The sequence below is a fragment of the Thiomonas sp. FB-6 genome (assembly GCF_000377645.1).
Taxonomy (GTDB): Bacteria; Pseudomonadota; Gammaproteobacteria; order Burkholderiales; family Burkholderiaceae_C; genus Thiomonas_A.
Genome location: NZ_KB898507.1, coordinates 1 through 24532, shown reverse-complemented (window position 1 = coordinate 24532; position 24532 = coordinate 1). Strand labels below are relative to the sequence as shown.

General features: G+C 68.2%; 25 protein-coding genes and 1 pseudogene. 24 read left to right on the top strand and 2 right to left on the bottom strand.

Going from position 1 to position 24532, the window contains the following annotated elements:
• Positions 1–29: 29 nt before the first annotated feature.
• From pyrH to D466_RS0117315, 14 genes are all read left to right on the top strand, one after another.
• A complete protein-coding gene (gene pyrH, locus D466_RS0117380; RefSeq protein ID WP_018914978.1) occupies positions 30–740 on the top strand; it encodes a UMP kinase in 711 nt (236 codons plus the stop codon).
• Positions 741–765: 25 nt separating this feature from the next.
• Positions 766–1326: a ribosome recycling factor gene (gene frr, locus D466_RS0117375; protein ID WP_018914977.1), complete on the top strand. Its 561-nt coding sequence runs from the start codon at positions 766–768 to the stop codon at positions 1324–1326.
• Between the two features lie 20 nt (positions 1327–1346).
• Positions 1347–2120 (top strand): polyprenyl diphosphate synthase, encoded by a 774-nt coding sequence (gene uppS / locus D466_RS0117370; RefSeq protein ID WP_018914976.1) that lies wholly within the window; start codon positions 1347–1349, stop codon positions 2118–2120.
• A gap of 28 nt (positions 2121–2148) precedes the next feature.
• Positions 2149–2979 (top strand): phosphatidate cytidylyltransferase, encoded by an 831-nt coding sequence (locus tag D466_RS0117365; RefSeq protein WP_018914975.1) that lies wholly within the window; start codon positions 2149–2151, stop codon positions 2977–2979.
• Positions 2976–4151, top strand: coding sequence for a 1-deoxy-D-xylulose-5-phosphate reductoisomerase (gene ispC, locus D466_RS0117360; protein WP_018914974.1), 1176 nt, complete (start codon positions 2976–2978; stop codon positions 4149–4151). The genes D466_RS0117365 and ispC overlap by 4 nt, the downstream gene beginning before the upstream one ends.
• A 77-nt stretch (positions 4152–4228) precedes the next feature.
• The gene (rseP, locus tag D466_RS0117355; protein ID WP_018914973.1) at positions 4229–5623 is read left to right on the top strand and encodes an RIP metalloprotease RseP; all 1395 of its coding nucleotides are present in this window, start codon (positions 4229–4231) and stop codon (positions 5621–5623) included.
• A gap of 69 nt (positions 5624–5692) precedes the next feature.
• Positions 5693–7930 (top strand): outer membrane protein assembly factor BamA, encoded by a 2238-nt coding sequence (gene bamA, locus D466_RS0117350; RefSeq protein ID WP_156004425.1) that lies wholly within the window; start codon positions 5693–5695, stop codon positions 7928–7930.
• A gap of 11 nt (positions 7931–7941) precedes the next feature.
• Positions 7942–8499, top strand: coding sequence for an OmpH family outer membrane protein (locus tag D466_RS0117345; protein WP_018914971.1), 558 nt, complete (start codon positions 7942–7944; stop codon positions 8497–8499).
• The gene (gene lpxD / locus D466_RS0117340; RefSeq protein WP_018914970.1) at positions 8496–9578 is read left to right on the top strand and encodes a UDP-3-O-(3-hydroxymyristoyl)glucosamine N-acyltransferase; all 1083 of its coding nucleotides are present in this window, start codon (positions 8496–8498) and stop codon (positions 9576–9578) included. Before D466_RS0117345 ends, lpxD begins: the two co-directional genes overlap by 4 nt.
• 2 nt (positions 9579–9580) lie before the next feature.
• The gene (fabZ, locus tag D466_RS0117335) at positions 9581–10021 is read left to right on the top strand and encodes a 3-hydroxyacyl-ACP dehydratase FabZ (RefSeq protein ID WP_026285420.1); all 441 of its coding nucleotides are present in this window, start codon (positions 9581–9583) and stop codon (positions 10019–10021) included.
• Between the two features lie 22 nt (positions 10022–10043).
• On the top strand, positions 10044–10838 hold the full coding sequence (gene lpxA, locus D466_RS0117330; RefSeq protein ID WP_018914968.1) for an acyl-ACP--UDP-N-acetylglucosamine O-acyltransferase: 795 nt from the start codon (positions 10044–10046) through the stop codon (positions 10836–10838).
• Between the two features lie 13 nt (positions 10839–10851).
• A complete protein-coding gene (gene lpxB / locus D466_RS0117325) occupies positions 10852–12018 on the top strand; it encodes a lipid-A-disaccharide synthase (protein WP_018914967.1) in 1167 nt (388 codons plus the stop codon).
• Entirely contained in the window at positions 12015–12629 is a 615-nt protein-coding gene (locus D466_RS0117320; RefSeq protein ID WP_038166705.1) for a ribonuclease HII, read from the top strand. The genes lpxB and D466_RS0117320 overlap by 4 nt, the downstream gene beginning before the upstream one ends.
• Positions 12626–13408 (top strand): RNA methyltransferase, encoded by a 783-nt coding sequence (locus tag D466_RS0117315; protein ID WP_018914965.1) that lies wholly within the window; start codon positions 12626–12628, stop codon positions 13406–13408. Before D466_RS0117320 ends, D466_RS0117315 begins: the two co-directional genes overlap by 4 nt.
• A 6-nt stretch (positions 13409–13414) precedes the next feature.
• Here the strand turns inward: D466_RS0117315 and D466_RS0117310 are convergent, their stop codons facing one another.
• Together D466_RS0117310 and D466_RS0117305 are read right to left on the bottom strand one after the other, a co-directional pair.
• Entirely contained in the window at positions 13415–14482 is a 1068-nt protein-coding gene (locus D466_RS0117310; RefSeq protein WP_018914964.1) for a DegV family protein, read from the bottom strand.
• 44 nt (positions 14483–14526) lie between these two features.
• Positions 14527–15345 (bottom strand): pyruvate, water dikinase regulatory protein, encoded by an 819-nt coding sequence (locus tag D466_RS0117305; RefSeq protein WP_018914963.1) that lies wholly within the window; start codon positions 15343–15345, stop codon positions 14527–14529.
• Positions 15346–15510: 165 nt separating this feature from the next.
• On the opposite strand from D466_RS0117305, the gene ppsA reads away from it, so the two are divergent.
• The 10 genes and pseudogenes from ppsA to D466_RS24180 all read left to right on the top strand — a co-directional run.
• Positions 15511–17895, top strand: coding sequence for a phosphoenolpyruvate synthase (gene ppsA / locus D466_RS0117300; protein WP_026285419.1), 2385 nt, complete (start codon positions 15511–15513; stop codon positions 17893–17895).
• Between the two features lie 186 nt (positions 17896–18081).
• Positions 18082–18444, top strand: a complete 363-nt coding sequence (gene rpsF / locus D466_RS0117295) for a 30S ribosomal protein S6 (protein ID WP_018914961.1) — start codon at positions 18082–18084, stop codon at positions 18442–18444.
• A 155-nt stretch (positions 18445–18599) separates the two neighbouring features.
• Positions 18600–18770 carry a hypothetical protein gene (locus D466_RS24190; protein ID WP_018914960.1) on the top strand — a complete coding sequence of 57 codons (171 nt, stop codon included), beginning with the start codon at positions 18600–18602 and terminating at the stop codon, positions 18768–18770.
• Positions 18742–19023, top strand: a complete 282-nt coding sequence (gene rpsR, locus D466_RS0117290; protein WP_018914959.1) for a 30S ribosomal protein S18 — start codon at positions 18742–18744, stop codon at positions 19021–19023. The genes D466_RS24190 and rpsR overlap by 29 nt, the downstream gene beginning before the upstream one ends.
• 30 nt (positions 19024–19053) lie before the next feature.
• On the top strand, positions 19054–19506 hold the full coding sequence (rplI, locus tag D466_RS0117285) for a 50S ribosomal protein L9 (protein ID WP_018914958.1): 453 nt from the start codon (positions 19054–19056) through the stop codon (positions 19504–19506).
• 110 nt (positions 19507–19616) lie between these two features.
• On the top strand, positions 19617–20981 hold the full coding sequence (gene dnaB / locus D466_RS0117280) for a replicative DNA helicase (RefSeq protein ID WP_018914957.1): 1365 nt from the start codon (positions 19617–19619) through the stop codon (positions 20979–20981).
• Between the two features lie 901 nt (positions 20982–21882).
• Positions 21883–22152 (top strand): hypothetical protein, encoded by a 270-nt coding sequence (locus D466_RS24545; protein WP_196803513.1) that lies wholly within the window; start codon positions 21883–21885, stop codon positions 22150–22152.
• 101 nt (positions 22153–22253) lie between these two features.
• Positions 22254–22952 (top strand): ThiF family adenylyltransferase, encoded by a 699-nt coding sequence (locus D466_RS23535; RefSeq protein ID WP_081630016.1) that lies wholly within the window; start codon positions 22254–22256, stop codon positions 22950–22952.
• Positions 22925–24172 carry an MFS transporter gene (locus tag D466_RS23530; RefSeq protein ID WP_196803512.1) on the top strand — a complete coding sequence of 416 codons (1248 nt, stop codon included), beginning with the start codon at positions 22925–22927 and terminating at the stop codon, positions 24170–24172. Before D466_RS23535 ends, D466_RS23530 begins: the two co-directional genes overlap by 28 nt.
• A 233-nt stretch (positions 24173–24405) precedes the next feature.
• A pseudogene (locus D466_RS24180) lies at positions 24406–24532 on the top strand (IS256 family transposase); the annotation flags it as partial.

The following is a 24532-nucleotide window of genomic DNA, read 5'->3' as shown; positions in this document are numbered from 1 at the left end:
ACAAGTCCTTTTTTCCGGAGAATCCAGGCATGAGCGGTTACAAGCGCGTGTTGCTCAAACTCTCCGGCGAAGCCCTGATGGGCGAGGACCCCTACGGCATCAACCGCGCGACCATCGTCAAGATGGTGGAGGACATCGCGCAGGTGGTGCGCAGCGGCGTGCAGCTGGCGATCGTCATCGGCGGGGGGAACATCTTTCGCGGCGTGGCCGGCGGCGCGGTGGGCATGGATCGTGCCACCGCCGACTACATGGGCATGCTGGCGACGGTGATGAATTCGCTGGCGCTGGCCGACGCGATGCGCCACGCGGGGCTGGTGGCGCGGGTGATGTCGGCCATCAGCATCGACCAGGTGGTCGAGTCCTACGTGCGCCCCAAGGCCCTGCAGTACCTGGAGGAGGGCAAGTCGGTGATCTTCGCCGGCGGCACCGGCAATCCCTTCTTCACCACGGATACCGCCGCGGCGCTGCGCGCGGCCGAGGTCGGCGCCGAGGTGATGCTCAAGGCCACGAAGGTGGACGGCATCTACACCGCCGACCCGGCGCGCGACCCGCAGGCCACGCGCTTCGACCAGATCAGCTTCGACGAGGCCATCGTCAGGCGCCTGCAGGTGATGGACGCCACCGCCTTCGCGCTGTGCCGCGACCAGGGCCTGCCGATCCGCGTATTCAGCATCTTCAAGCCGGGGGCGCTGCTGCGCGTGGTGCAGGGCGAACCCGAAGGCACGCTGGTACATCTTTGAACCCGAGTCCAACGAGTCAGCAACCATGACCATCGCCGAGATCCGGAACAACTACGAGCAGCGCATGCTCAAGTCCCTCGAGGCACTGCGCAACGACCTGGCCAAGGTGCGCACCGGGCGCGCCCACGCCGGCCTGCTCGACCACATCACCGTCGACTACTACGGCAGCCCGATGCCCATCAACCAGGTGGCCAACGTCAACCTGCTGGATGCGCGCACCATCAGCGTGCAGCCGTGGGAAAAGAAGATGGTGCAGGCGGTCGAGAAGGCGATCCGCGATTCCGACCTGGGGCTCAACCCGATGACCCAGGGCGACCTGATCCGCGTGCCCATGCCCGCGCTGACCGAGGAGCGCCGGCGCGACCTTGTGAAGGTGATCAAGCAGGAAGGCGAGTCGGCGAAGGTGGCGGTGCGCAACCTGCGGCGCGACGCGAACCAGCAGCTCAAGGACCTGGTCAAGGCCAAGGAAGCCTCCGAGGACGAGGAGCGCCGCGCCGGGGACGAGGTGCAGAAGACCACCGACCGCTTCATCGCCGACATCGAGAAGATGATCGCGCAGAAGGAGTCGGAGATCATGGCCGTCTGACGCCCGGCCCCGCGAACCCGATGTCCGGCAAGAACGCCTCCCGCAAGACCGCCCAGCCGGCGCTCGTGCCCCGCCACGTGGCCGTGGTGATGGACGGCAACGGCCGCTGGGCCACCCGCCGCCTGCTGCCGCGCACCGCCGGCCACAAGTTCGGGGCCGACGCGCTCACGCGCCTGGTGCGCGGCTGCGTGCAGCAGGGCGTGCAGTACCTCACGGTGTTCGCGTTCTCGTCGGAGAACTGGAAGCGCCCGGCCGAGGAGGTCTCGGCGCTGATGGAACTGTTCGTGCAGGCCCTGCAGCGCGAGACCCCGGAGCTGGCCGCGCAGGGCGTGTGCCTGCGTTTCCTGGGCGACCGCGAGCCGCTGAATGCGCGCATGCGCGAGCTCATGGCGCAGGCCGAATCGGCGGTGGTGGAGCCCCTGCGCATGCGCCTGAACGTGGCGCTGAACTACGGCGGGCGCTGGGACATCGTGCAGGCGGCACGGGCGGCGCAGGCCGCCGGCGTGGAGTTGACCGAGCAGAGCCTGGGGCGCTACATGTGCCTGGCCGACATTCCGGAGCCGGATCTGCTGATCCGCACCGGCGGCGAGCATCGGGTGAGCAACTTCCTGCTTTGGCAACTCGCCTACACCGAGTTCTATTTCACCGAGACCCTCTGGCCGGATTTCGACGAGCAGACGCTGGCGCATGCCATCGCCGATTTCGCCCGCCGCGAGCGCCGCTTCGGGCGCGTGTCCGACAAGCCCGCCGCCTCCGGCGATCCCGCCGACCCCGCCGGATTGCGCGTGGCTTGAGCCAGCCTCCGCCCACGCCCGCATCGCCATGCTGCGTACCCGAGTGATCACCGCGCTGGTCCTGCTGGCCGTGCTGCTGCCGCTGCTGCTGTTCGCCGGCGCGCGCAGTTTCGGCGCCGCGATGGGCGTGTTCGCCGCCGCCGGCATGTGGGAATGGGCGCGCCTGGCCGGGCTGCGCGGCTGGCGCGCGCTGGCCTGGGCCGCGGTCTGGCTGGCGCTGGTGGCCGCGATGCTGTTCAGCCCCGTGGGCGCGCTGGACGCCGACGGCAGTTTCGCGCTGGCCACGCTGGCCTGGGCCGCCTTGCTGCTGGGCAGCCTGCCGCGCGCCGCGCTGCCGCGCGCGCTGGCGGCGCCGGCGGTGCTGTGCCTGCTGGGTTTCCTGGTGTTGTTCGCCGGCTGGATGGCCTTGTGGCACGCGCGCCGGCTGGGCGTGGGCTACCTGTTGTCGATGCTGATGCTGGTGTGGGTGGCCGACGTGGCCGCCTATTTCGGCGGACGCGCGATCGGCGGCCCCAAGCTGGCACCGCGCCTGAGTCCGGGCAAGACCGTGTCGGGCGCGCTGAGCGGCGTGCTCGCGGTGATGGCCTATACGGCCGTGTGCGCGCTGCTGCCGGGGCTGCAGGACACGCTGGGCGGGCGCCTGGCGCTGCGCTGGGGCCTGCCGGGCGCGCTGCTCGTGGCCGCGCTGCTGGCCGTGCTGAGCGTGGCGGGGGACCTGTTCGAGTCCCTGCTCAAGCGTCGCGCCGGGGTCAAGGACAGCAGCGGGCTGCTGCCGGGGCATGGCGGGGTGCTGGACCGCATCGATGCCTTGCTGCCGGTGCTGCCGGTGGTCATGCTGCTGGTGGGGCTGGGCCGATGAAACGCATCACCATCCTGGGCAGCACCGGTTCCATCGGGCGCAGCACCCTGGAGGTGCTGAGCCTGCACGCCGGGGACTTCGAGGTGTTCGCGCTGGCCGCGCGCAGCAGCCGCCAGGCGCTGCTCGAACAGTGCCTTCGCTTCGCGCCGCGCTACGCGGTGCTGGAGGACGCCGGGGCCGCGCAAGGGCTGCAGCGGGAACTGGCGCAGCAGGGCAGCCGCACGCAGGTGCTGGTCGGCGCCGAGGCCATGCCGCGGGTGGCCGCGGATCCCGAGGTGGACGTGGTGATGGCGGCCATCGTCGGAGCCGCCGGGCTGGATTCGGCGCTGGCGGCGGCGCGCGCGGGCAAGCGCGTGCTGCTGGCCAACAAGGAATCGCTGGTGGTCGCGGGCGAACTGTTCATGCGCGCCATGCGCGAGGGCGGCGGTGAACTGCTGCCCATCGACAGCGAGCACAGCGCGATCCTGCAAAGCCTGCCCGAGCAGCGCGAGCGCTGGGCCGAGGACGTGCGCGAGATCACGCTGACCGCGTCCGGCGGACCGTTCCGGCGCACCGAGGCGGCGGCGCTGGAAGCGATGACCCCGGAACAGGCCTGCGCGCACCCCAACTGGAGCATGGGGCGCAAGATCTCGGTGGACTCGGCGACCATGATGAACAAGGCGCTGGAGGTGATCGAGGCGCATTACCTGTTCGGCATGCCGGCCTCGCGCATCCGCGTGCTGATCCACCCGCAGAGCATCGTGCACTCGATGGTGACCTACCACGACGGCTCGGTGGTGGCGCAACTCGGCGTGCCCGACATGCGCACGCCCATCGCCTACGGCCTGTCCTGGCCGCGGCGCATGGCATCGGGCAGTTCCTGGCTGGACCTGGCGCGCATCGGACGCCTGGATTTCGAGGAGCCCGACGCGGCACGCTTTCCCGGGCTGGGTCTGGCCTTCGCGGCGCTGGACATGGCCGCAGGTGCCTGCGCGGTGCTCAACGCGGCCAATGAGGTGGCGGTGCAGGCCTTCCTCGACGGAAAGCTGCGCTTCACCGGAATCCACCGCGTGAATGCCGCCACGCTGGAGGCGCTGGGGGGCAGTAAAGCGCGCGAACTGCCCGATCTGCTGGACCTCGATGCGCGCGCGCGCAGCCACGCCGCCGCCCGAGTGCGGGCGCTGGCAGGCTGATCGGGGCACAATGCGCCCATGCCCTTGACCCTTGCCGGCCGCGGGCGCCGGAATCCCCAGCAGCCTGCCAAGCCCCGATGCTCACCCTGTTCGCATTCCTGTTCGCGCTGGCGCTGCTGATCGCGGTGCACGAGGCGGGGCACTACCTCGCGGCGCTGTCCTGCGGCATTCGGGTGCTCAAGTTCTCCATTGGTTTCGGCCCCCCGCTGCTGCGGCGGCGCATCGGCGCCGACGCCACCGAGTTCGTGCTGGCGAGCGTGCCGCTGGGCGGCTACGTGCGCATGCTCGACGAGCGCGAGGCCCCGGTCGAGCCGGCCCAACTGCACCGCGCCTTCAACCGCCAGAATCCGTGGAAGCGCTCCTGGGTCGTGGTCGCGGGGCCGGCCGCCAACCTGCTGCTGGCGGTGCTGTTGTTCGCCGCGGTGTCCATGATGGGCGTGAGCGAGCCGCTGGCGCTGCTGGGCGCGCCGGCGCCGGGAACGCTCGCCGCGGCGGCCGGCGTGCGCGCGGGGCAGCAGGTGCTGGCCACCACCATCGCCGGCGACACCCGCGCGGTGCGCAGCTGGCCGCAGCTGGCGCTGCGCCTGCAGGAGGCCGCGCTGGACGGGCGCGGCGCGGATCTGCGGGTGCGCGACGCCGGCGGCGAGCACGACCTGCGCCTGGACCTGCGCGCCGAGGCCGCGCGCGCGGGGCAGGCAGATTTCCTGCGCGGACTGGGGCTGCGCCTGCAGCCGGCTCCGGTGCGCGTGCAGCGGGCCCTGCCGGGGCAGCCGGCGGAGCTGGCCGGCCTGCAGGCCGGCGACCTGATCGTGGGCGTGGCCGGTCCCGGCGGTGCCGCCGCTCGTCCCGGTGCGTCCGGTACCGCCGCGGAGCCCTTTGACGCCCGCCAATTGCTGGACGCCATTTCGGCCAGCGGCGGGCAGGCACTGAGCCTGAAGGTCCTGCGCGCTTCGCGCACGCTGACGCTCACGCTGCGCCCGCGGCGCGAGACCGATGCCCAGGGCCGTGCCCAGTGGCGAATCGGCGCGTTGCTCGACGACCGTCTGCCCAGTGCCCTGGTGCGCCTGGGGCCTTCCCAGGCGCTGCGCGAGGGCGCCCGCCGCACCTGGCAGCTCAGCGTGCTGAGCCTGCGCACGCTCGGGCGCATGGTGCTCGGCCGGGCCTCGCTGGACCAGCTCAGCGGACCGGTGACCATCGCCGACTACGCCGGACGCAGCGCCGCGCTGGGCCTGGCCCCGTACCTGAACTTCCTTGCGGTCGTCAGCCTCAGCCTGGGGGTGCTCAATCTGTTGCCCATACCGGTCTTGGACGGGGGGCATCTCCTGTATTATGCGGTCGAGATCTTGAGCCGCCGGAAGGTGCCGCAGCGTGTGCAGGAGCGGCTGCAGCAGGGCGGCCTGGCACTGATCGCGCTGATGATTGCGGTGGCCTTGTACAACGACATCGCCCGCGTGCTCGGGCCGTTCCACTGAACCATCCACGCCGAGGTTAATTTGAGGCTTCGTCACGCATTGCAGGGTTCTGCCGTGGCCATCGTCGCCATGGCCTGCGCCCAGGCCTACGCCGCCGACACCTTCGTCATCAAGGACATCCGGGTCGACGGCCTGCAGCGGACCGAGCCGGGAACGGTGTTCACCTACCTGCCGTTCCGCGTCGGCGACCAGTACACCCCCGAACTCGGTGCCGCGGCGATTCGCGCGCTGTTCGCCACCGGCCTGTTCAAGAACGTCAGCATCCGCACCACCGGCAACGTGATCACGGTGGTGATCGAGGAGCGGCCGGTCATCGCCAACGTGGACTTCGTGGGCACGAAGGAGTTTTCCAAGAAGGACCTCGTCACCTCGCTCAAGCAGGTGGGCCTGGGGGACGCGCAACCCTACAACCAGGCTCTGATCGAGCGCGCCGAGCAGGAGCTCAAGCAGCAATACCTGGCCAAGGGCTACTACGCCGCGCAGGTCACGACCACGGTCACGCCGCTGGAGCGAAACCGCGTGGACGTGACCTTCAACGTGCAGGAAGGCGGCATCGCGAAAATCCGCGCGCTGCGAATTGTCGGCAACCACGCCTTCAGCGAAAGCACGCTGCTGGACCAGTTCTCGCTGTCCACCCCGGGCTGGCTGACCTGGTACACCAAGGCCGACCAGTACTCTCGCGCCAAGCTCAACGCCGACCTGGAAAGCCTGCGCTCGTACTACCAGGACCGCGGCTACCTGGACTTCCGCATCGATTCCACCCAGGTCGCGCTGTCCCCGGACAAGAGCTCGATCTCCATCACCATCAACGTGCACGAAGGCGCGAAGTACGTGGTCTCCGGCTACGAGCTGGAAGGCAACTACCTGGGCCTGGACAACGAGTTCCGCGCGCTGGTCAAGCTCAAGCCGGGTGATACCTACAGCGCCAAGGCGCTCAACGACAGCGTCAAGGCGATGGTCGAGAAGTTCGGCGTCTACGGCTACGCCTTCGCGCGCGTGCAGCCGGCGCCGCAGATCGACCGCAAGACCCACGAGGTGTCCTTCTCGATCCAGGCCGATCCGGGCCGGCGCATCTACGTGCGCCACATCGACATCGGCGGCAACACCCGTACCAGCGACAAGGTGATCCGGCGCGAATTCCGCCAGTTCGAGGACGCCTGGTACGACGCCGACCGCATCAAGCTCTCGCGCGACCGCGTGGACCGCCTGGGCTTCTTCCAGAACGTGCAGATGGGCACGCAGGAGGTCCCCGGCACCAGCGACGAGGTGGACCTGGACATGCAGGTCAAGGAGAAACCCACCGGCCTGCTGGGCCTGGGCGTGGGCTTTTCCAGCGCCAACAGCGTGTCCTTCAACGCCTCGGTGAGCCAGGACAACATCTTCGGCAGCGGCAACAACGTCAGCCTGAGCCTGGATACCTCGCACTACTACCGCACCATCGCGCTGAGCAGCACGAATCCCTATTTCACGCAGGACGGCATCAGCCGCACGCTGAACGTCTACTACCGCACCATCCGGCCGTATACCTCGCAGGGCAACAACTACAAGATCGTCACCCCGGGCGTGAACGTGCAGTTCGGGGTTCCGTTCACCGAAATCGACCGCGTGTTCTTCGGCGCGGGCTTCGAGGAATACTCGCTGAACCTGGCCCCCGGAGCGCCGGCCTCGTACATCTCCTACGTCAACGAGTTCGGCGAGACCGCGCACGGTTTCCCGCTGAGCGTGGGCTGGCAGCGCGACAGCCGCAACAGCGCGCTGGTGCCCACCGACGGGCGCTACCAGCGCGCCAACATGGACTACAGTCCCTTCGGCTCCCTGCGCTATGTGCGGGCCACCTACCAGTACCAGCAGTTCTTCCCGCTCAGCCGCTTCACCGACGTGGCCTTCAACGGCGAGGTGGGCTGGGCCCACGGCCTGAACGGGCGGCCGCTGCCGGTGTTCAAGTACCTGTACGCCGGGGGCATCGGCACGGTGCGCGGCTTCCAGCAAAGCTCGCTGGGCCCGCATGACGCCCAGGGCAACGCGCTGGGCGGAGCCAAGATGCTGGTGGGCGACTTCGAATACCAGTTCCCGTTCCCGGGCACGGGCGTGGACAAGAGCATCCGCATGTCCACCTTCCTCGACAGCGGCTACGTGTGGGGCGAGAACGAGCCCTTGCATCTCGCCGACATGCGCGCCGCGGTGGGTATCGGCGTAGCCTGGATCTCGCCCATCGGTCCTTTGAAGTTCAGCATCGCCCACCCCATCCGCACGCGGCCGGGCGACCAGACCCAGACCTTCCAGTTCACCGTCGGCACCGCTTTCTGAGACCCCTGTCCATGAAGTTCCTGTCCATCCCTCTGCGCCGCGCGGCCTTCGCCGGCCTGTTCGCAGCCTCGCTGCTCGGCGCCAGCGCCCAGGCCCAGGGCCCGGCCGCCGGCAACGGCCTGCCCTCGGGCAAGATCGGGTTCATCAACACCGAGCGCATCCTGAAGGAGTCGGCGCCGGCGAAGGCCGCCCAGCAAAAGCTCGAGGCCGAGTTCGCCAAGCGGGACAAGAACCTGCAGGACATGGCTGCGCGCATCAAGGCCCTGAGCCAGAAACTGGACAAGGACGGCCCGGTGATGAGCGATAGCGAGCGCGGTAGCGCGCAGCAGCAGCTGGCCGACATGAACCGCGATTTCCAGCGCAAGCAGCGCGAATTCAGCGAAGACCTCAACGCGCGCCGCAACGCGGCGCTGGCGGCGGTGCTGGACAAGGCCAACAAGGTGGTCAAACAGGTAGCCGAGCAGGGCAATTACGACATCGTCTTTCAGGAAGCCGTGTACGTGAACCCGCGCATCGACATCACCGACAAGGTCCTGAAGGCCCTCGACGCCCCATCCGGCAGTCAATGAGTCACAGGCCCACGGGCGCAGGCGCTGGCCTGCCGGTCGCTGAGATCGTCGCGCGCCTGGGCGGGACGCTGCGGGGCGACGCGTCGGTGCGCGTGCGGCGCTTTGCTCCGCTGGAGCGAGCGGGCGAGGGCGACATCGCCTTCCTGGCGCGCGCCGGGCAGGGCCGCCTGCTGGAATCGTGCCGCGCCTCCTGCGTGATCGTGCCGGAGGAAGTGGACCCGGGCGAGCATTTCGCCGCGGCCATCCGCGTGCGCGATCCCTACCTCTACTACGCCCGCGTGTCGCAGTGGCTGCAGCAGATCGAGGCGCCGCCGGCGCCGACCGGCCGCCATCCCGCCGCCGTGGTGCACGAGACGGCGCGCCTGGCGCCCGACGCCTACGTCGACGCCTGCGCGGTGGTCGAACGCGAGGCCGTGATCGGCCCGCGCGCGAGCATCGGCGCCGGCTGTTTCGTCGGTGCCGGCGCGGTGATCGGCGCCGACACACGCCTGCTGCCGCGCAGCGTGGTGATGCACGGCTGCCAGGTCGGCGAGCGCTGCACCCTGCACCCGGGCGCGGTGATCGGCGCCGACGGCTTCGGCTACGCCCGCGACGAACACGGCGCCGGGGTGCGCATCGCGCAGGCCGGCCGCGTGGTGCTGGGCGACGACGTGGACATCGGGGCCAACACCACGGTGGACCGCGGCGCGCTGGACGACACGCGGATCGGCAACGGCGTGAAGATCGACAATCTCGTGCAAGTGGCGCATAACGTGCAGATCGGCGAACATACGGCGCTCGCCGGTTGTGTCGGCATCGCCGGCAGCGCGCGCATCGGCGCCTACTGCTTCATCGGCGGGGGCGCCGGCATCGCCGGGCACCTGGAGATTGCCGACCGCACGGTGATCGGCGGCATGTCGCTGGTGTCGCGCTCGGTTCGCCAGGCGGGCCATTACACCGGCGCCTTTCCGCTGGACCGGCACGAGAACTGGTCGGCCAACGCCGCGGCGCTTCGCCACCTGGCGGAGCTGCGCGATCGCATCCGGCAGCTGGAACGCAGGCTCGACCCCCAGAACAACTCCGCACAAGACAAGTCATGACCGTGTTCGACATCAACCAGATCCAGAAGCTCCTGCCGCATCGCTACCCCTTCCTGCTGGTCGATCGCGTGGTGGAGTTCGTCAAGGGCGAACGCATCGTGGCCTACAAGAACGTGTCGTTCAACGAACCGTACTTCACCGGGCATTTCCCGCAGAAGCCCATCATGCCCGGGGTGCTGATCCTGGAAGCGCTGGCCCAGGCCGCCGGCATCCTGGCCTTCGGCACCCTGGACGTGCAGGCCGAGGACGACTCGGTGTACTACCTCGTGGGGGTCGACGGCGCCCGCTTCAAGCGCCCGGTGGAGCCCGGCGACCAGCTGATGCTGGACGTGCGCCTGACCCGGCACATGCGCAACATCTATAAGTTCCAGGCCGTGGCGCGGGTGGGCGAGGAGATGGCCGCGGAGGCCGAGCTCATGTGCACCGAGCGGGTGATCGACTGAAGCGCGTGCCGGGAGCCCAGCGTTGAGCCTGATTCACCCCACCGCGCTGGTCGAGCGCGGCGCCGAGCTGGCCGACGGCGTGGAAATCGGCCCGTACTGCACGGTCGGCGCGCAGGTGCGCATCGACGCGGGCACGCGATTGCTGTCCCACGTCAGCGTGCAGGGGCGCACCCGCATCGGGCGCGACAACGTCGTCCACCCCTTCTGTTCGCTGGGCGCGGTCCCACAGGACAAGAAGTACGGCGGCGAACCCACCGAGCTGCACATCGGTTCGCGCAACACGATCCGCGAATGCTGCACCCTCAACCTGGGCACCGCCCAGGACGTCGGGGTCACGCGCATCGGCGACGACAACTGGATCATGGCCTACGTGCACGTGGCCCACGACTGCCAGGTGGGCAACCACGTGACCTTCGCCAATTGCACGCAGCTGGCCGGGCACGTGCACGTGGGAGACTGGGTCACGCTGGGGGGCTTCACCGGCGTGCACCAGTTCGTGCGCGTCGGAGCGCATGTGATGGCCGGCATCCATTCCGTGCTGACCCAGGACGTGCCGCCCTTCGTGCTGCTGGGGGGAACCCCCGCGGTGCCCCACGGCATCAACGCCGAAGGGCTGCGCCGGCGCGGCTTCGGTCCCGAGCGTGTCGCCGCGCTGCGCCGTGCCTACCGCTTGCTGTACCGCCAGGGGCTCGCGCTGGAGCAGGCGGTGGAGCAACTGGGGACCGAGGCCCGCGCCGAAGTCGGGCCCGCGGCGGCCGACCTCGGGCAGCTGCTCGAGTTCCTGGCCGCCAGCACGCGCGGCATCGTGCGACCCTGAGCCGCGCCGCCCCATGAACCGGGACCTGGTCGCGATGGTCGCCGGCGAACCGTCGGGAGACCTGCTCGCGTCGCACGTGGTGGCGGAGCTTCACCGCGCCCATCCCCATCTGCGCTGCGCCGGCATCGGTGGCGAGCGCATGCGCGCGGCCGGCTTCGAGGCCTGGTGGAACAGCGAGCGCCTGGCGGTCAACGGTTTCGCGGCCGTGCTGCCGCGCCTGCCCGAGCTGCTGCGCATGCGCGCCAGCCTGCGCCGGCGCCTGCTCTCGCAGCCGCCGGGCGTGTTCGTCGGCGTGGACGCGCCGGACTTCAATCTCGCGCTGGAAGCGAACCTGCGCGAGCAGGGCATCCCGACCGTGCATTTCGTCAGCCCCTCCATCTGGGCCTGGCGTCGCGAGCGCATCCACCGCATCGAAGCCGCGGTGGACCACCTGCTGTGCGTGTTCCCCTTCGAGCCCGCCCTGTACGAGGGCACGCGCGTGCGGGCCACCTATATCGGACATCCGCTGGCCGAGGTGATTCCCCGCCGCCCCGACGCGGCAGCCGCCCGGGGCCGGCTGGGCCTGGGCGACGACGCTGGCGCGGGCGTGCTCGCGCTGCTGCCGGGAAGCCGGGCCGGCGAGGTGCGCCACATCGCACCGGCCTTCCTGGATGCCGCGGCGCGCATGCAGCGCGAGCGCGGCCTGGTGGTGCTGGTGGCGGTGGCCCACGACGGGCTGCTGCCCGCGCTGCGCCGGCAGGCGCGGGCCTGGCCGGAACTGCAACTGCGCTGGGTGGTGGGCGATTCGCACACGGTCCTGGAGGCCTGCGACCTGGCGCTGGTGGCCAGCGGCACGGCCACGCTGGAATGCGCGCTGTTCGGCCGCCCCATGGTCATCGGCTACCGCCTGCCCTGGCTGTCGTGGCGCCTGATGAAGGACCGCGGCTACCTGCCGTGGGTGGGCCTGCCCAACATCCTGGCCGGCGAGGGCCTGGTCGACGAGTTGCTGCAGCACGACTGCGAGGGCCGGGCGCTGGCGGGCCGGGCGCTGGCCCTGCTCGACGACGCGCCGCGGCGCGAGCGCCTGCGCGAGCGCTTCGCCGCCCTCCACGAGCAACTGCTGCGCCCCACGGCCGCGTTGGCCGCCCAGGCCATCGCGGAGGCTGCCCAGTCCGGCCGCGCGCGAAGGGGGGCCGCATGAGCGGGACCGGGATGCCGGCTGGCCTGCTTGCCGGCTGCGACGAGGTGGGGCGCGGCACCTGGGCCGGGCCGGTGGTGAGTTGCGCGCTGATCCTCGACCCCCGGCGCATGCCCGCCGGGCTGGCCGATTCCAAGACGCTGTCGCCGCGACGCCGCGAGGCGCTGGACGCGGCGATCCGCGGCGCCTGCCTGGACCTGTGCATCGGCATCGCCTCGGCCGCGGAGATCGACGAGCTGAACATCCTGCAGGCGACGCTGCTGTCCATGCAGCGCGCGGTGGCCGGGCTTCGCCTGCGAGCGGCGCTGGTGCTGGTGGACGGCAACCGCGCGCCGGAGCTGGACGTGCCGGCGCGCGCGGTGGTCGGCGGCGATGCCAGCGAGCCGGTGATCAGCGCCGCCTCCATCGTCGCCAAGGTGTGGCGCGACGCGCGCATGGCCGAGTTGGACAGGCTCCATCCCGGCTACGGCTTCGCGCGCCATTTCGGCTATGGCACGGCGCAGCATCTGCAGGCGCTGCGCCAGCTCGGCCCCTGCGCCGAGCACCGCCACAGTTTCGCGCCCCTGAGGCGCCTGCGCGAGGCGGGCGCCGCGCACGCCGCGGATCCCGCATGAAACACCTCAGCTCGGCCGACAACCCGTTGTTCAAGACCCTGCGGGCGCTGGCGCACGAGCCCGCGGCGGTGCGCCGGCTGGATCTGGCCTGGCTGGAAGGCATCCACCTGGCCGCCTCGGCGCTGGACGCCGGGCTGGAGCCGGTCGCGCTGGCCTGCACCGAAGCGGCGCTGGCCGATGCGGAGATCGCGCGGCTGGCGCGGCGTGCGGGCGAATCCCGCGTGGTGCTGCTGGAGCCCGCGCTGTGGCGCCAGCTCTCCGCCGTGGGTCACGGGCGCGAGGTGGGCCTGTTGGTGCATCGGCCGCCGCCGGCCACGCCGCGCGCCGGAGTGGCCGTGGTGCTGGATCGCGTGCAGGACGCCGGCAACGTCGGTGCCATGCTGCGCACCGCCGCGGCTGCCGGTGCCGCCACCGTGTACTGCCTGCGCGGCTGCGCGGGCGCCTGGACGCCCAAGGTGCTGCGCGCCGGCATGGGGGCGCATTTCGCGCTGGCGCTGGTCGAGGATGCGCGCTGGGAGGACATCGAGGCCCAGCTGCCGCGGCCGCTGTACGCCACCGCCGGCCAGGGCACGTGCGAGCTGTACCAGCTGGACCTGCGCGGCGACCAGAGCTGGGTGTTCGGCAACGAGGGCGCGGGAGTGGACCCGGCCGTGCTGGCGCGCTGCGACGCCGGCGTGCGCATTCCCCAGCGCGGCGCCGTGGAATCGCTCAACGTGGCCGCGGCCGCCGCGGTCTGCCTGTACGAAGGCCTGCGCCAGCGTATGGCAGCCGGGCACTGAGGAGCATCAACCCGAGGCTCCCGGGGGCTGGTACAGGGCCATGCTGAGCGAGCCGGCGGAGGCCCAGATGCGTCCGGCCGGGCTCATGTGGGTCAGGTGCAGCGAGGTGCGCGTGGCCACCGCCTGCTCGCGCAGGGCCTCGAACTCGGGCCAGGCCTGCATCTCGCGCAGCCCGCCGTCCAGGCTGATCTGCAGCCACGCCCCGGGCCCCGACTGCGCGCGCAACAGCTCGGCGGCGCGCCCGAAGGCGTGCGCGACGGCGGCTCGCCAGTTCTTCAGCCGGTGCTCGCAGTACACGCCGCTGGCGTCGGCCTCCAGCACGGGACTGCGGCGCCACAGCTGCCCCAGCGGGCCCGAGCAGGCCTGCTCCCAGGGCACCAGCGTCGGCTGCTGCAGGCGCTGCAAGGCCTCCAGCGTGTCGCCCGGGTGCTGCGGCACCAGCCACAGCCGGGTGGTCTCGCGCAGCGCCTGCGCCCGCCGCGCGGCCTCCGCCGGCGCGATGCCGGCTTCCAGCATGCGCAGCAGCATGCGCGCCTGCAGCGCCGTGCCCGCCAGCAAGGTGCCGCTGTCGACCAGCTGCAGATGCAGTTCGTCGTCCAGCCCGCGCTGGCGGCGCATGTCGCGAATCTCGTCGGCGTGCTGCGCCAGCATCTGCTGCAGCGGGGGGGCGGTGTCGACGAATTCGCGCCGCGTGCCCAGGTGGATCAGCCAGTCCGCGTTGATGGCCAGTGGCGGGTACAGGCGGTAGGCCAGCGAATCCACCGCCGGGGCCCCGATCACCGCGCCGCGCAGGCGCTCGCGGCTCAGACGCCGCAGGCGCGAACTCGACCCCTTCTCGAGCATGGTGCGGCCCGGCCAGCGCACGGCCAGCGGCAGCAGGCGCAGGCGCGGACTGGCCTGCATCGACGACGAGGCGTCGGCCGAGGCGTCCAGCAGCACGATGGCGTAGGGCTGCATGGAGCGCGACGGATCCACCGGCAGCATGGATTCGCGCTGGTCGCGCTGCTGCTGCGTGGAGGCATAGCCCAGCAGGTATTCGTTCTTCTCGGGGGACTGGCGGGTTTCGATCGTCATCCGGGGCACCTGCCACTGGCAAGAGGGGGTCGCTTCGAAGTATCTCAGTATTCCAGCCGGTCCGGCCGAATCTGTTGCAGGATGGTCGTGGCGATTTCCTCGATCGACTTGTTGGTCGAGGACAACCAGCGGATGCCCTCCCGGCGCATCAGGCGCTCGGCCTCTGCCACCTCCTCGGTGCAGTTCTCCAGCGCCGCGTAGCGGCTGCCGGGCTTGCGCTCGTTGCGGATCTCGCTCAGGCGCTCCGGCGCGATGCTCAGGCCGAACAGCTTGGCGCGGTGGGGCACCAGGTCCTGCGGAAGGGTCATGCGATCGAAATCCTCCGGTATCAGCGGATAGTTGGCCGCGCGCACGCCGTGCTGCATGGCCAGGTACAGCGAGGTGGGCGTCTTGCCGCTGCGCGACACCCCCACCAGGATCACGTCGGCCAGCGCCAGGTTGCGCGAGGACTGGCCGTCGTCGTGCATCAGCGCGAAATTGATCGCGTCGATGCGGTTGTGATAGCGCTCGCTCTTGGCGATGTCCGAGAACTGGCCGATGCGGTGGTTGGACTTGACCGCGAAGGCCACCTCCAGCGGCTCGATGAAGGTGGTGAACATGTCCAGGACCAGCCCGCTGCAGCGCCGGATCACCTCCAGCACCTCGCGCTCCACCAGAGTGGTGAACACCACGGGCGGGTGCCCCTCCAGACTGGCCGCGTGGTTGATGCGGGCCACCGCCTGGTGCGCCTTGTCCACGCTGTCCACGAAGGGCAGACGGATGCGGTGGGGCTGCAGGTCGAACTGGGCCAGGATGGAGTTGCCGAAGGTTTCGGCGGTGATGCCGGTTCCATCGGAGACGAAGAAGACGGATCGTTGAGGCATGCAGGGCTGCAAAGTCGGGCCAGTAGAATCCCCATCATCATGCCTGCCGCGCAATGCGCGCGCGCCGGGCCCGTGCCGGAGAACTCGAACAACATGTCCGGCGGTCCCGCGCGATTCCGCCTCGCAGGCGCACAGATTTCTTTTCATTCTATTGAGGGTTATTCCATGTCCAACCAAAATCAGGATCACGAGAAATCTTGGGTGATTCCCTTCGAGAACCTGCGGATGCAGGACGTCGAGATCGTCGGCGGCAAGAATGCGTCGCTGGGCGAGATGATCAGCCAGCTGCATTCCAGCGGGGTGCGCGTGCCCGGGGGCTTCGCCACCACCGCGCACGCCTTCCGTGAGTTCCTGCGCCAGGGCGGGCTGGACGCGCGCATCGCGCAGGCCCTGGCCACGCTGGACACCGAGGACGTGCGCGCGCTGGCCGCGACGGGCGCGCAGATCCGCCAGTGGATCGTCGAGACCGCGCTGCCGGCCGAGCTGGAACAGGCCATCCGCGAGCACTTCGCCGCGCTGAGCGAGGGCCCGCAGGACGCCAGTTTCGCCGTGCGCTCCTCGGCCACGGCCGAGGACCTGCCCGACGCCTCCTTCGCGGGCCAGCAGGAGACCTACCTGAACGTGCGCGGAATCGACGCCGTGCTGGACAAGGTGCGCCACGTGTTCGCCTCCATGTTCAACGACCGCGCCATCTCCTACCGCGTGCACCAGGGCTTCGAGCACTCGCAGGTGGCGCTATCGGCGGGCATCCAGCGCATGGTGCGCAGCGATCTCGGCGCCGCCGGGGTGATGTTCACGATGGACACCGAGAGCGGCTTCACCGACGTGGTGTTCATCACCTCGTCCTACGGCCTGGGCGAGACGGTGGTGCAGGGCGCCGTCAACCCCGACGAGTTCTACGTGTTCAAGCCCACGCTGCGCGCGGGCAAGCAGGCGGTGATCCGGCGCAACCTGGGCTCCAAGCTGCTGCGCATGGAGTTCGCGCCTGCCGGCTCGAAGGAGCTGGTGCGCACCGTGGATACCCCCGCCGAGATGCGCAACCGCTACAGCCTGAACGACGCCGAGGTGACCGAGCTGGCGCGCTTCGCGCTGACCATCGAGCAGCACTACGGGCGCCCGATGGACATCGAGTGGGGCAAGGACGGCGGCGATGGCAAGCTCTACATCCTCCAGGCCCGCCCTGAGACCGTGAAGTCGCGCGCCCACGGGCGCGTGGAGCAGCGCTACGCGCTGGCGCAGCGCAGCACCGCGCTGGTCAGCGGGCGCGCCATCGGCCAGAAGATCGGAGCCGGTCCGGTGCGCGTGGTCGCCTCCGTGGCGGAGATGGACAGCGTGCGCCCCGGGGACATCCTGGTCACCGACATGACCGACCCCAACTGGGAGCCGGTGATGAAGCGCGCGGCGGCCATCGTCACCAACCGCGGCGGGCGTACCTGCCACGCGGCGATCATCGCGCGCGAGCTGGGCATCCCGGCCGTGGTGGGCTGCGGTGACGCCACCGAGCTGCTCAAGGACGGCATGCTGGTCACCGTGTCCTGCGCCGAGGGCGATACCGGCGTGGTCTACGACGGCCTGCTGGAGACCACGGTCACCGAGGTCAAGCGCGGAGAGATGCCGCCGATCGGCGTGAAGATCACGATGAACATCGGCAATCCTCAGCTGGCCTTCGATTTTTCGCAGATTCCCAACGCCGGCGTGGGCCTGGCGCGGCTGGAATTCATCATCAACAACAACATCGCCATCCACCCGCGCGCGGTGCTGGAGTATCCCAACGTCGACCCCGACCTGAAGAAGGCCGTGGAAAGCGTGGCGCGCGGCCACGCCAGCCCGCGCGCCTTCTACGTGGACAAGCTGGCCGAGGGCATCGCCACCATCGCCGCCGCCTTCTATCCCAAGCCGGTGATCGTGCGCCTGTCGGACTTCAAGTCCAACGAATACAAGAAGCTCATCGGCGGCTCGCGCTACGAGCCCGACGAGGAAAACCCCATGCTGGGTTTCCGCGGCGCGTCGCGCTACGTGGCGCCCGAGTTCGCGCAAAGCTTCGAGATGGAATGCGTGGCCCTCAAGCGCGTGCGCGAGGACATGGGCCTGGACAACGTGGAGATCATGGTGCCCTTCGTGCGCACGCTGCGCGAGGCCGAGGGGGTGATCGGGCTGCTGGCCAGCCACGGACTGCGCCGCGGCGAGCACGGGCTGCGCCTGATCATGATGTGCGAGGTGCCGTCCAACGCGGTGCTGGCCGAACGCTTCCTGGAGCATTTCGACGGATTTTCCATCGGCTCGAACGACCTGACCCAGCTCACCCTGGGCCTGGACCGCGACTCCGGCCTGGTGGCCGCGGCCTTCGACGAGCGCGACCCGGCGGTGCTGGAACTGTTGAGCCGGGCCATCAAGGCCTGCCGCGCCGCGGGCAAGTACGTGGGCATCTGCGGCCAGGGCCCCTCGGACCATCCGGACCTGGCGCGCTGGCTGATGGAACAGGGCATCGAATCCCTGTCCCTGAACCCCGACACGGTGATCGCCACCTGGCAGGCGCTGGCGCAGCCCTGAAGGCGCCTGCCCGGAAATCCCGTAATTCCGGGCCAAATTGCCGTATACTTGAACGTTTCTTTGCCACACCAGGGCCCTGGCGGGCTTCGCGGCTACATGTCCGGCCGCATGAGCCCGCCGTGCAGCACCTGGGTGGCTTCATCCGCAGAGAAACCCCGTGGAAGTCCGCGGGGGCAAGGAGAAGTCATGCGTCATTACGAAATCGTGCTCATCATCCACCCGGACCAGAGCGAACAGGTCGGGGCGATGGTCGAGCGCTACAAGAACGTGGTCACCAGCAAGGGCGGGGTCGTGCACCGCTTCGAGGACTGGGGCCGCCGCCAGATGGCCTACCAGATCCAGAAGCTGGCCAAGGCCCATTACGTGTGCCTGAACATCGAGGCCGACCAGGAAGTCCTGGCTGAACTCGAGCACGGCTTCAAGTTCAGCGATGCCGTGCTGCGTCACCTGGTGGTGCGCACGGACAAGGCCGAGACCCAGCCGTCGGTGATGATGCGCTCGGTCGAGCGCGAGGAAGCCCGCAAGGCGCATCCGGAGCAGGCAGCCTGAGCATCAACCGCGTCGAGATTCGCGCCGAGCTGCGCGAGCGTGGAGCCCTGCGCTACACGCCCGCGGGAGTCGAGGCCCTGGACCTGCGGGTCGGGCACGCTTCGACCCAGGCCAGCCCAGGCGGTCCGCAACGCATCGAACTCGAGCTGCAGTGCGTGGCCTTCGCCGAGATGGCCAGGCGGCTGCAGCAGGCGCAGGCCGGAGAGGTGCTGCACCTGATCGGGTATCTGATGCCCAGCCGCCGCGGAGCGCGAATTCTCAAGCTCAACATCATCGAATGGATCCAGGAGGGCGATCATGGCCTACTTCAAGAAAACCGACCGTAAGAACAAACCCAAGCGCAACCAGCAGTCTTCGCTGTTCAAGCGCAAGCGTTTCTGCCGCTTCACCGTCGCCGGTGTCGAGCACATCGACTACAAGGACCTCGACGTCCTGCGCGATTTCCTGGCCGAGAACGCCAAGATCATTCCGGCGCGCCTGACCGGCACCCGCGCGATCTTCCAGCGCCAGCTCAACACGGCGATCAAGCGGGCGCGCTTCCTGGCGCTGATGCCGTTCTCCGACCAGCACAAGAGCTGATCTCCGGCCGAACCCGCAAAGGACATTTCCATGCAAGTCATCCTGCTCGAAAAAGTCGCCAACCTGGGCAACCTGGGCGACGTGGTCAAGGTGCGCGACGGCTACGGGCGCAACTTCCTGATTCCCCAGCGCAAGGCGCGCACCGCGACGCCGCAGGCGCTGGCCGAGTTCGAGGCGCGTCGCGCCGAACTCGAAAAGGCCGCCTCCGACAAGCTGGCCGTCGCCCAGGCGATGGCCGCGAAGCTCGACGGCCTGACCGTGCAGCTGGTGCAAAAGGCCGGCGTGGACGGGCGCCTGTTCGGCTCGGTCACGACCGCCGACATCGCCGGCGCACTGGTCAAGGCCGGCTTCGATCTGCCCAAGTCGGTCGTGCGTCTGCCTGAAGGCCCGCTCAAGACCGTCGGCGACCACGCGGTCCAGCTCAGCCTGGCCACCGACGTGGACGTGTCGGTCACCGTCTCGGTGCTGGGCGAGCACGTCTGAGCCGGCTTCAGTCCGGAGCACGGAGCCGCGCCGCGAGCGCGGCTTTTTTTCGCCCGGGCGCCCCGCAGGCCGGCAGCGCCCATCCTTTCCCGTTTGCTAAGCTTGGATCCATGTCCGCTGCCATCGACCCCGCCCTGGAGAACCTGCGTACGCCGCCCCACTCGGCCCAGGCCGAGCAATCGGTGCTCGGCGGGCTGCTGCTCGACAACGAGGCCTTCGACCGCGTCGCCGACCTGCTGCACGTCAACTTCTTCTACCGCCACGAGCACCGCCTGATCTATCAGGCCACGGCCGACCTGATCCAGGCCGGCAAGCCGGCGGACGTGATTACCGTGCTCGAGGGGCTGCGCCTGCACGGGCAGGACGAGGCCTGCGGCGGGCTGCAGTACCTCAACGCGCTGGCGCAGAGCGTGCCCAGCGCGGCCAACATTCGTCGCTACGCGGAAATCGTGCGCGAGCGCGCGGTGCTGCGCAACCTGGTCACCATCAGCGACGAAATCGCCCAGAGCGCGCTCAACCCCCGGGGCCGTGACGCGCAGCAGATCCTGGACGAAGCCGAGTCGCGCATTTTCGCGATCTCGGAGGACGGTGCGCGGGGCAAGGCGGGCTTCCAGCCCATGAAGCAACTGCTGGGCGAACTGCTCGACCGCGTGCAGGAGCTGTCGGAGCAGGGCGGCTCGGAAATCACCGGTGTGGCCACCGGCTTTCTCGACCTCGACCGCATGACCGCGGGCATGCAGCCCGGCGACCTGATCATCGTGGCCGGGCGCCCGTCGATGGGCAAGACCTCCTTCGCGCTGAACATCGCCGAGCACGTGGCGGTGAACGAGCAACTGCCGGTCGCGGTGTTCAGTATGGAAATGGGCGCCTCGCAGCTGGTGCTGCGTATCGTGGGCTCGCTCGGGCGCATCGACCAATCGCACCTGCGCACCGGCCAGCTCAGCGAGGAGGAGTGGACCCGCCTGCCCGAGACCATCGAGCGCCTGGACGACGTGCAGATCCACATCGACGAAAGCCCGGCGCTGAACCCGCTGGAGGTTCGCGCGCGCGCGCGGCGCCTGGCGCGCCAGTGCGGCAAGCTCGGCCTGATCGTCATCGACTACCTGCAGCTGATGACCTCGGCGCGCGACGGGGAGAACCGCGCCACCGAGATCTCGGAAATCTCCCGCTCCCTGAAGGCTCTGGCCAAGGAGCTGCAGTGCCCGCTGATCGCGCTGTCCCAGCTCAACCGCGACCTGGAAAAGCGCGCCGACCGTCGCCCGGTGATGAGCGACCTGCGCGAGTCCGGAGCCATCGAGCAGGACGCCGACGTGATCCTGTTCATCTACCGCGACGAGGTCTACAACAAGGAAAGCAAGGACCAGGGCATCGCCGAGATCATCATCGGAAAGCAGCGTAACGGCCCCATCGGCACCGTCAACGTCGCCTTCATGCGCCAGCTCACCCGTTTCGAGAACCTGGCAAGGGAGTTTTGAGCCCCCTCCGTCGCGGGGGGCGGCCCCCGCTCCGTCCCCCCGAGGGGGACGCACCCCGCCTTGGGACGGCCCTGCGGCGGGTGTGCACTCGGCAGCGGTGCGGGGTGCAGGAAGGGGCCGCGTCGGGCGGGGTGGGAGTGGCTGCGGGGCGCGGCGCAGGAAGGGGCTGCGTCAGAAGGGAATCAGGGACCCTCGCGCAGGGAGATCGGATTGCAGCCGTGCGATGTGCAGGCCGAACTGGGTTTTCACTCGGTGGCGCACCGTCTGCCCTTGCGTTTCACGGCACGAGACCGCTCAGCTTCGAGCAGACACTCCTCCAGCCCGCTGCGTACGCGGTCCGGCTGTCGGCGGACAAGGTCCTCGAGGGCCCGGGCGGGGCAAACCCCATTTTGGCCTGGGTTCGAAGGAAGTAGCCGGCGTCTGGCCGTTCGAGTCGTTGCGCCGCGCCTCCGTAATGGACAATCTGCCCGAGTTGGCCGCGGGCAGGGCGGTGGCCGACGGGTTCGGGTGCAAAATCGTTCACGGCGCGCCGCAGGGTCGCGAAAGTCGCGCAGACCAGTTCGTCCCGTGAACCCTCGATCCTGGCGATGAAGGAATGGCCTCTTCGTCGCGGGGGCGCTTCCCGTTCCGTGCGTCCGAGGACGAGGCCCGCAGTTCCAACCAGCCCTGCGGCAGCCTGACGAGCGGAATCATTTCCCTCGTCTCGCCGTCTTCATCACGCAACGCCGCCGGCCGGGCCCAGACCCCGCCATAGGTCAGTCGGTTCCTGTGGCACGCCCCTGCCGAGTCGTATGGGCTGGCTTCGCTTTCTAAAGCAGAAAGCGCGGTATCCCTATCGTTAAAAGGTGGAATGACAAATAGTACGTACACCGAGCGGGTGCATTTGCTCTTTGAGATTCCCGTGTACATTCAAGGCGCCTCTGGCGCTGGCTCCGAAAAGTTGAGGCGGGCTGACGGGGCAACTGTCCAGAAAGACCTCATTATCCATCAAGGAAATGCCATGATCACGTATCGTCTGAAGGGAATTGCAGAAGGACTCGCGGGGCTTTCATATGTGAAAGCGAAGTCTGTCGAGGAAATTTTTGCCAGATTTCCGCTCCTGCAGGGGGCGCGACACAAGATCCACATCGATGGATCGATCTTGCATGGCGCGGCAGCTTGCGACGGCTGATTTTCCGCAGGCCTTAGCCAATTGAAAATTCAATAGTCAGTCAGATCAGTCATGTTTCATTTCAAAGACGAGCGATACAACCGGCAGACAAACATGCCCGAATGGGGGCGCGCCAAGCGCAGTTGCAGAATGCGCATGTCGCAGTGATCGGGGCGGGTGGCGTCAAATCGCCCCTGCTTCTCTGCCTGGCTGCCGGCGGAGTGGGGCGCATCGATATCATTGAGTTTGATCGCGTGGAATTGTCAAATCTGAATCGTCAAATTCTCTATCGCACTTCTGATATCGGTAAACTCAAGGGTGAGGTCGCGCAAGCTAATCTGCTTGACTTAAATCCAGAGATTGATATTCGCTGTTTCAATGAACGAGTATGCGAGCAAAACGTGGGGCGACTCCTTGCCGAAAGTCCCCTGAGCGTTGAAGGGGGGGCACCTGCCGGTCGAAATCTAATCAATCGCTACTGCCTCTCCAGCGGGAAGCCGATGGTTCACTGCTCTGCGCAATTTGCTTATGGCTATGTATTTTCCATGATCCCGCAGCAGAGGACGGCCTGCCTTGCATGCGCCTTTCCCGATGACCATACACGCTCGCATAGCAGCGGCCCAGTGCCGGTCAACGCGCTTTCAACGATGATCGCGGGAACGCTCGGCGCGGCCGAGGTTATGAAATGGTTCCTTGGGTATCGGGATTTCATGACCGTCGATCGAAAGAAGTGCTTCAACTCGCTTCTCATGGTAGGAGATTTTGAGTTCGAAGAATGTCCGCGAAATCCAGCATGTCCCATATGCAGCAGGTTTCAGTGACGAAGCAAGGGGCGGCCGGGGCATCCAGTCGAATAACTACTGCGGTGCGTGCTCGGCTCGCGGCGAATTTTTTTCGGAAGCTTTCGACCCAGGCGCTCGTTCCCTATATGACCATCGATCTGGCAGCGCGAATTGGTGCGACGCGGGCCGGTTTCATCATCTTTTTCATACTGGCTCTCGGAGCCGTGATCAATCTCTACGGTGGGAGACTTTGCGATCGTTTCGACGCTGTGAGTATTTTGCGCCGGGGTGAACTTGCACATGCGGCAAGCCTGCTGGCTATGTGTGTGCTTTGCGGTAACGTTGTGGCGCTGATCGGCCTCTATCTTGTCAAGAATATTTTCTTTTCACTCGCCCTGCCTGCGGGGGAGCTCGTGATCATGCGGAGAAGCTCGCCAGATAATCGCGGCCGGATTTACACTCTGAATAATACTCTCGGCAATGTTGCCATTCCGTCTGGCGCGCTGATGGGTGCGTTTCTTTATGGTTGGGGATTGCGGCCTTTGCTTGCGGTGGCGACTGCGCTTGCGATCGGCGTATGCCTGATTTATTGTTTTTATATGGAGGCGGGCGCTGCGAAAGTCGAGGTAAGGGAGCCGATGCGTCGTGATGGCGGCGCAGTGGTTGCTTTGTTTCGCAATCGGACGGCTTTGTACCTGTTTTTTGCGACCGTACTTCTGTTCGTACTCGAATTTAGCTTTGGGCAGTATTTTGCGGTAAAAATCGCATCGGCTGGAGACTGGAATTTCCGAAATGGACTGGTCATCGACGGAGCAGGAATATTTGGCCTGCTTCGAGCTGAACTCGCGGTGGTGTCCGTGCTCGCTGCGTGGCTGTGCTTGCGGTGGGTGGAGCGATTGCAGCGGCCACCTCAGCTCGGGGGAACCGTTGTTCTAGCGACCGCTAGCTTCATTGCCTTGCTCTACGTTCGGGGTCCCGGTGCGATGATGCTTTGCGTCGCGGTGATGGGCATTGTCGATGCCGTCGCCAATCCGGCTCTTCAGGCTCGGTTCATGAACGCTCTCTCGTCCCGCCACCTTGGAATGCATATCTCGATCTATTCGCTCAGCGGTCGATTTGCGAACATGATTGCGGCGGTCGTTCTTGCAGCCAGCGGCATCGTGTCAGCAACCGGGGTAAGCATGATTCTTTGCCTGACCGGCATCGCCGCAAGCGCGCTCGCACTGGCGGGAGCCCGGCACGCGTCCAGTGCCCCTTGAGGACGTCGCGCGGGACTCTAGAGCCCCCTCCGTCCCCCCGTACATCCGGACTTTGGTGCAAGCCGAGGTAATGTCCCGCCGAGTGGTGTAAGTCTTTGGTGCGGTGAGCTGCGAAGGGCGTAGCCCGGAGCAGCTCACCGCGCGCCGGTCGTCCCTGGAGATGGGGGTGGCCATCGTGAAGTCCGGATAAGGTTGAGGTGCGACCCACCAATCCTTGTCTGAAGGAAACCACGATGACCAACGCCACTATCGCATTGACCGAGCTCGCTGAGAAGGGGGCCGATGTCGACGTGCTGCGCCAGATGGTGCAGTTCATGGCCCAGCGCCTCATGGAGATCGACGTGGAGGGGCGCTGCGGCG

Bases quoted from the DNA above. Each gene is read 5' to 3' on its own strand.
- rpsR (WP_018914959.1), top strand. From the start codon at position 18,742: ATGGCCTACTTCAAGAAAACCGACCGTAAGAACAAACCCAAGCGCAAC.
- lpxB (WP_018914967.1), top strand. From the start codon at position 10,852: ATGAACCGGGACCTGGTCGCGATGGTCGCCGGCGAACCGTCGGGAGAC.
- dnaB (WP_018914957.1), top strand. From the start codon at position 19,617: ATGTCCGCTGCCATCGACCCCGCCCTGGAGAACCTGCGTACGCCGCCC.
- rseP (WP_018914973.1), top strand. From the start codon at position 4,229: ATGCTCACCCTGTTCGCATTCCTGTTCGCGCTGGCGCTGCTGATCGCG.
- D466_RS0117365 (WP_018914975.1), top strand. From the start codon at position 2,149: ATGCTGCGTACCCGAGTGATCACCGCGCTGGTCCTGCTGGCCGTGCTG.
- pyrH (WP_018914978.1), top strand. From the start codon at position 30: ATGAGCGGTTACAAGCGCGTGTTGCTCAAACTCTCCGGCGAAGCCCTG.
- D466_RS0117310 (WP_018914964.1), bottom strand. From the start codon at position 14,482: ATGACGATCGAAACCCGCCAGTCCCCCGAGAAGAACGAATACCTGCTG.
- ppsA (WP_026285419.1), top strand. From the start codon at position 15,511: ATGTCCAACCAAAATCAGGATCACGAGAAATCTTGGGTGATTCCCTTC.
- D466_RS0117315 (WP_018914965.1), top strand. From the start codon at position 12,626: ATGAAACACCTCAGCTCGGCCGACAACCCGTTGTTCAAGACCCTGCGG.
- frr (WP_018914977.1), top strand. From the start codon at position 766: ATGACCATCGCCGAGATCCGGAACAACTACGAGCAGCGCATGCTCAAG.
- D466_RS23535 (WP_081630016.1), top strand. From the start codon at position 22,254: ATGGGGGCGCGCCAAGCGCAGTTGCAGAATGCGCATGTCGCAGTGATC.
- D466_RS23530 (WP_196803512.1), top strand. From the start codon at position 22,925: ATGTCCCATATGCAGCAGGTTTCAGTGACGAAGCAAGGGGCGGCCGGG.
- D466_RS0117320 (WP_038166705.1), top strand. From the start codon at position 12,015: ATGAGCGGGACCGGGATGCCGGCTGGCCTGCTTGCCGGCTGCGACGAG.
- D466_RS0117305 (WP_018914963.1), bottom strand. From the start codon at position 15,345: ATGCCTCAACGATCCGTCTTCTTCGTCTCCGATGGAACCGGCATCACC.
- D466_RS0117345 (WP_018914971.1), top strand. From the start codon at position 7,942: ATGAAGTTCCTGTCCATCCCTCTGCGCCGCGCGGCCTTCGCCGGCCTG.
- rpsF (WP_018914961.1), top strand. From the start codon at position 18,082: ATGCGTCATTACGAAATCGTGCTCATCATCCACCCGGACCAGAGCGAA.
- rplI (WP_018914958.1), top strand. From the start codon at position 19,054: ATGCAAGTCATCCTGCTCGAAAAAGTCGCCAACCTGGGCAACCTGGGC.
- uppS (WP_018914976.1), top strand. From the start codon at position 1,347: ATGTCCGGCAAGAACGCCTCCCGCAAGACCGCCCAGCCGGCGCTCGTG.
- ispC (WP_018914974.1), top strand. From the start codon at position 2,976: ATGAAACGCATCACCATCCTGGGCAGCACCGGTTCCATCGGGCGCAGC.
- bamA (WP_156004425.1), top strand. From the start codon at position 5,693: ATGGCCTGCGCCCAGGCCTACGCCGCCGACACCTTCGTCATCAAGGAC.
- lpxD (WP_018914970.1), top strand. From the start codon at position 8,496: ATGAGTCACAGGCCCACGGGCGCAGGCGCTGGCCTGCCGGTCGCTGAG.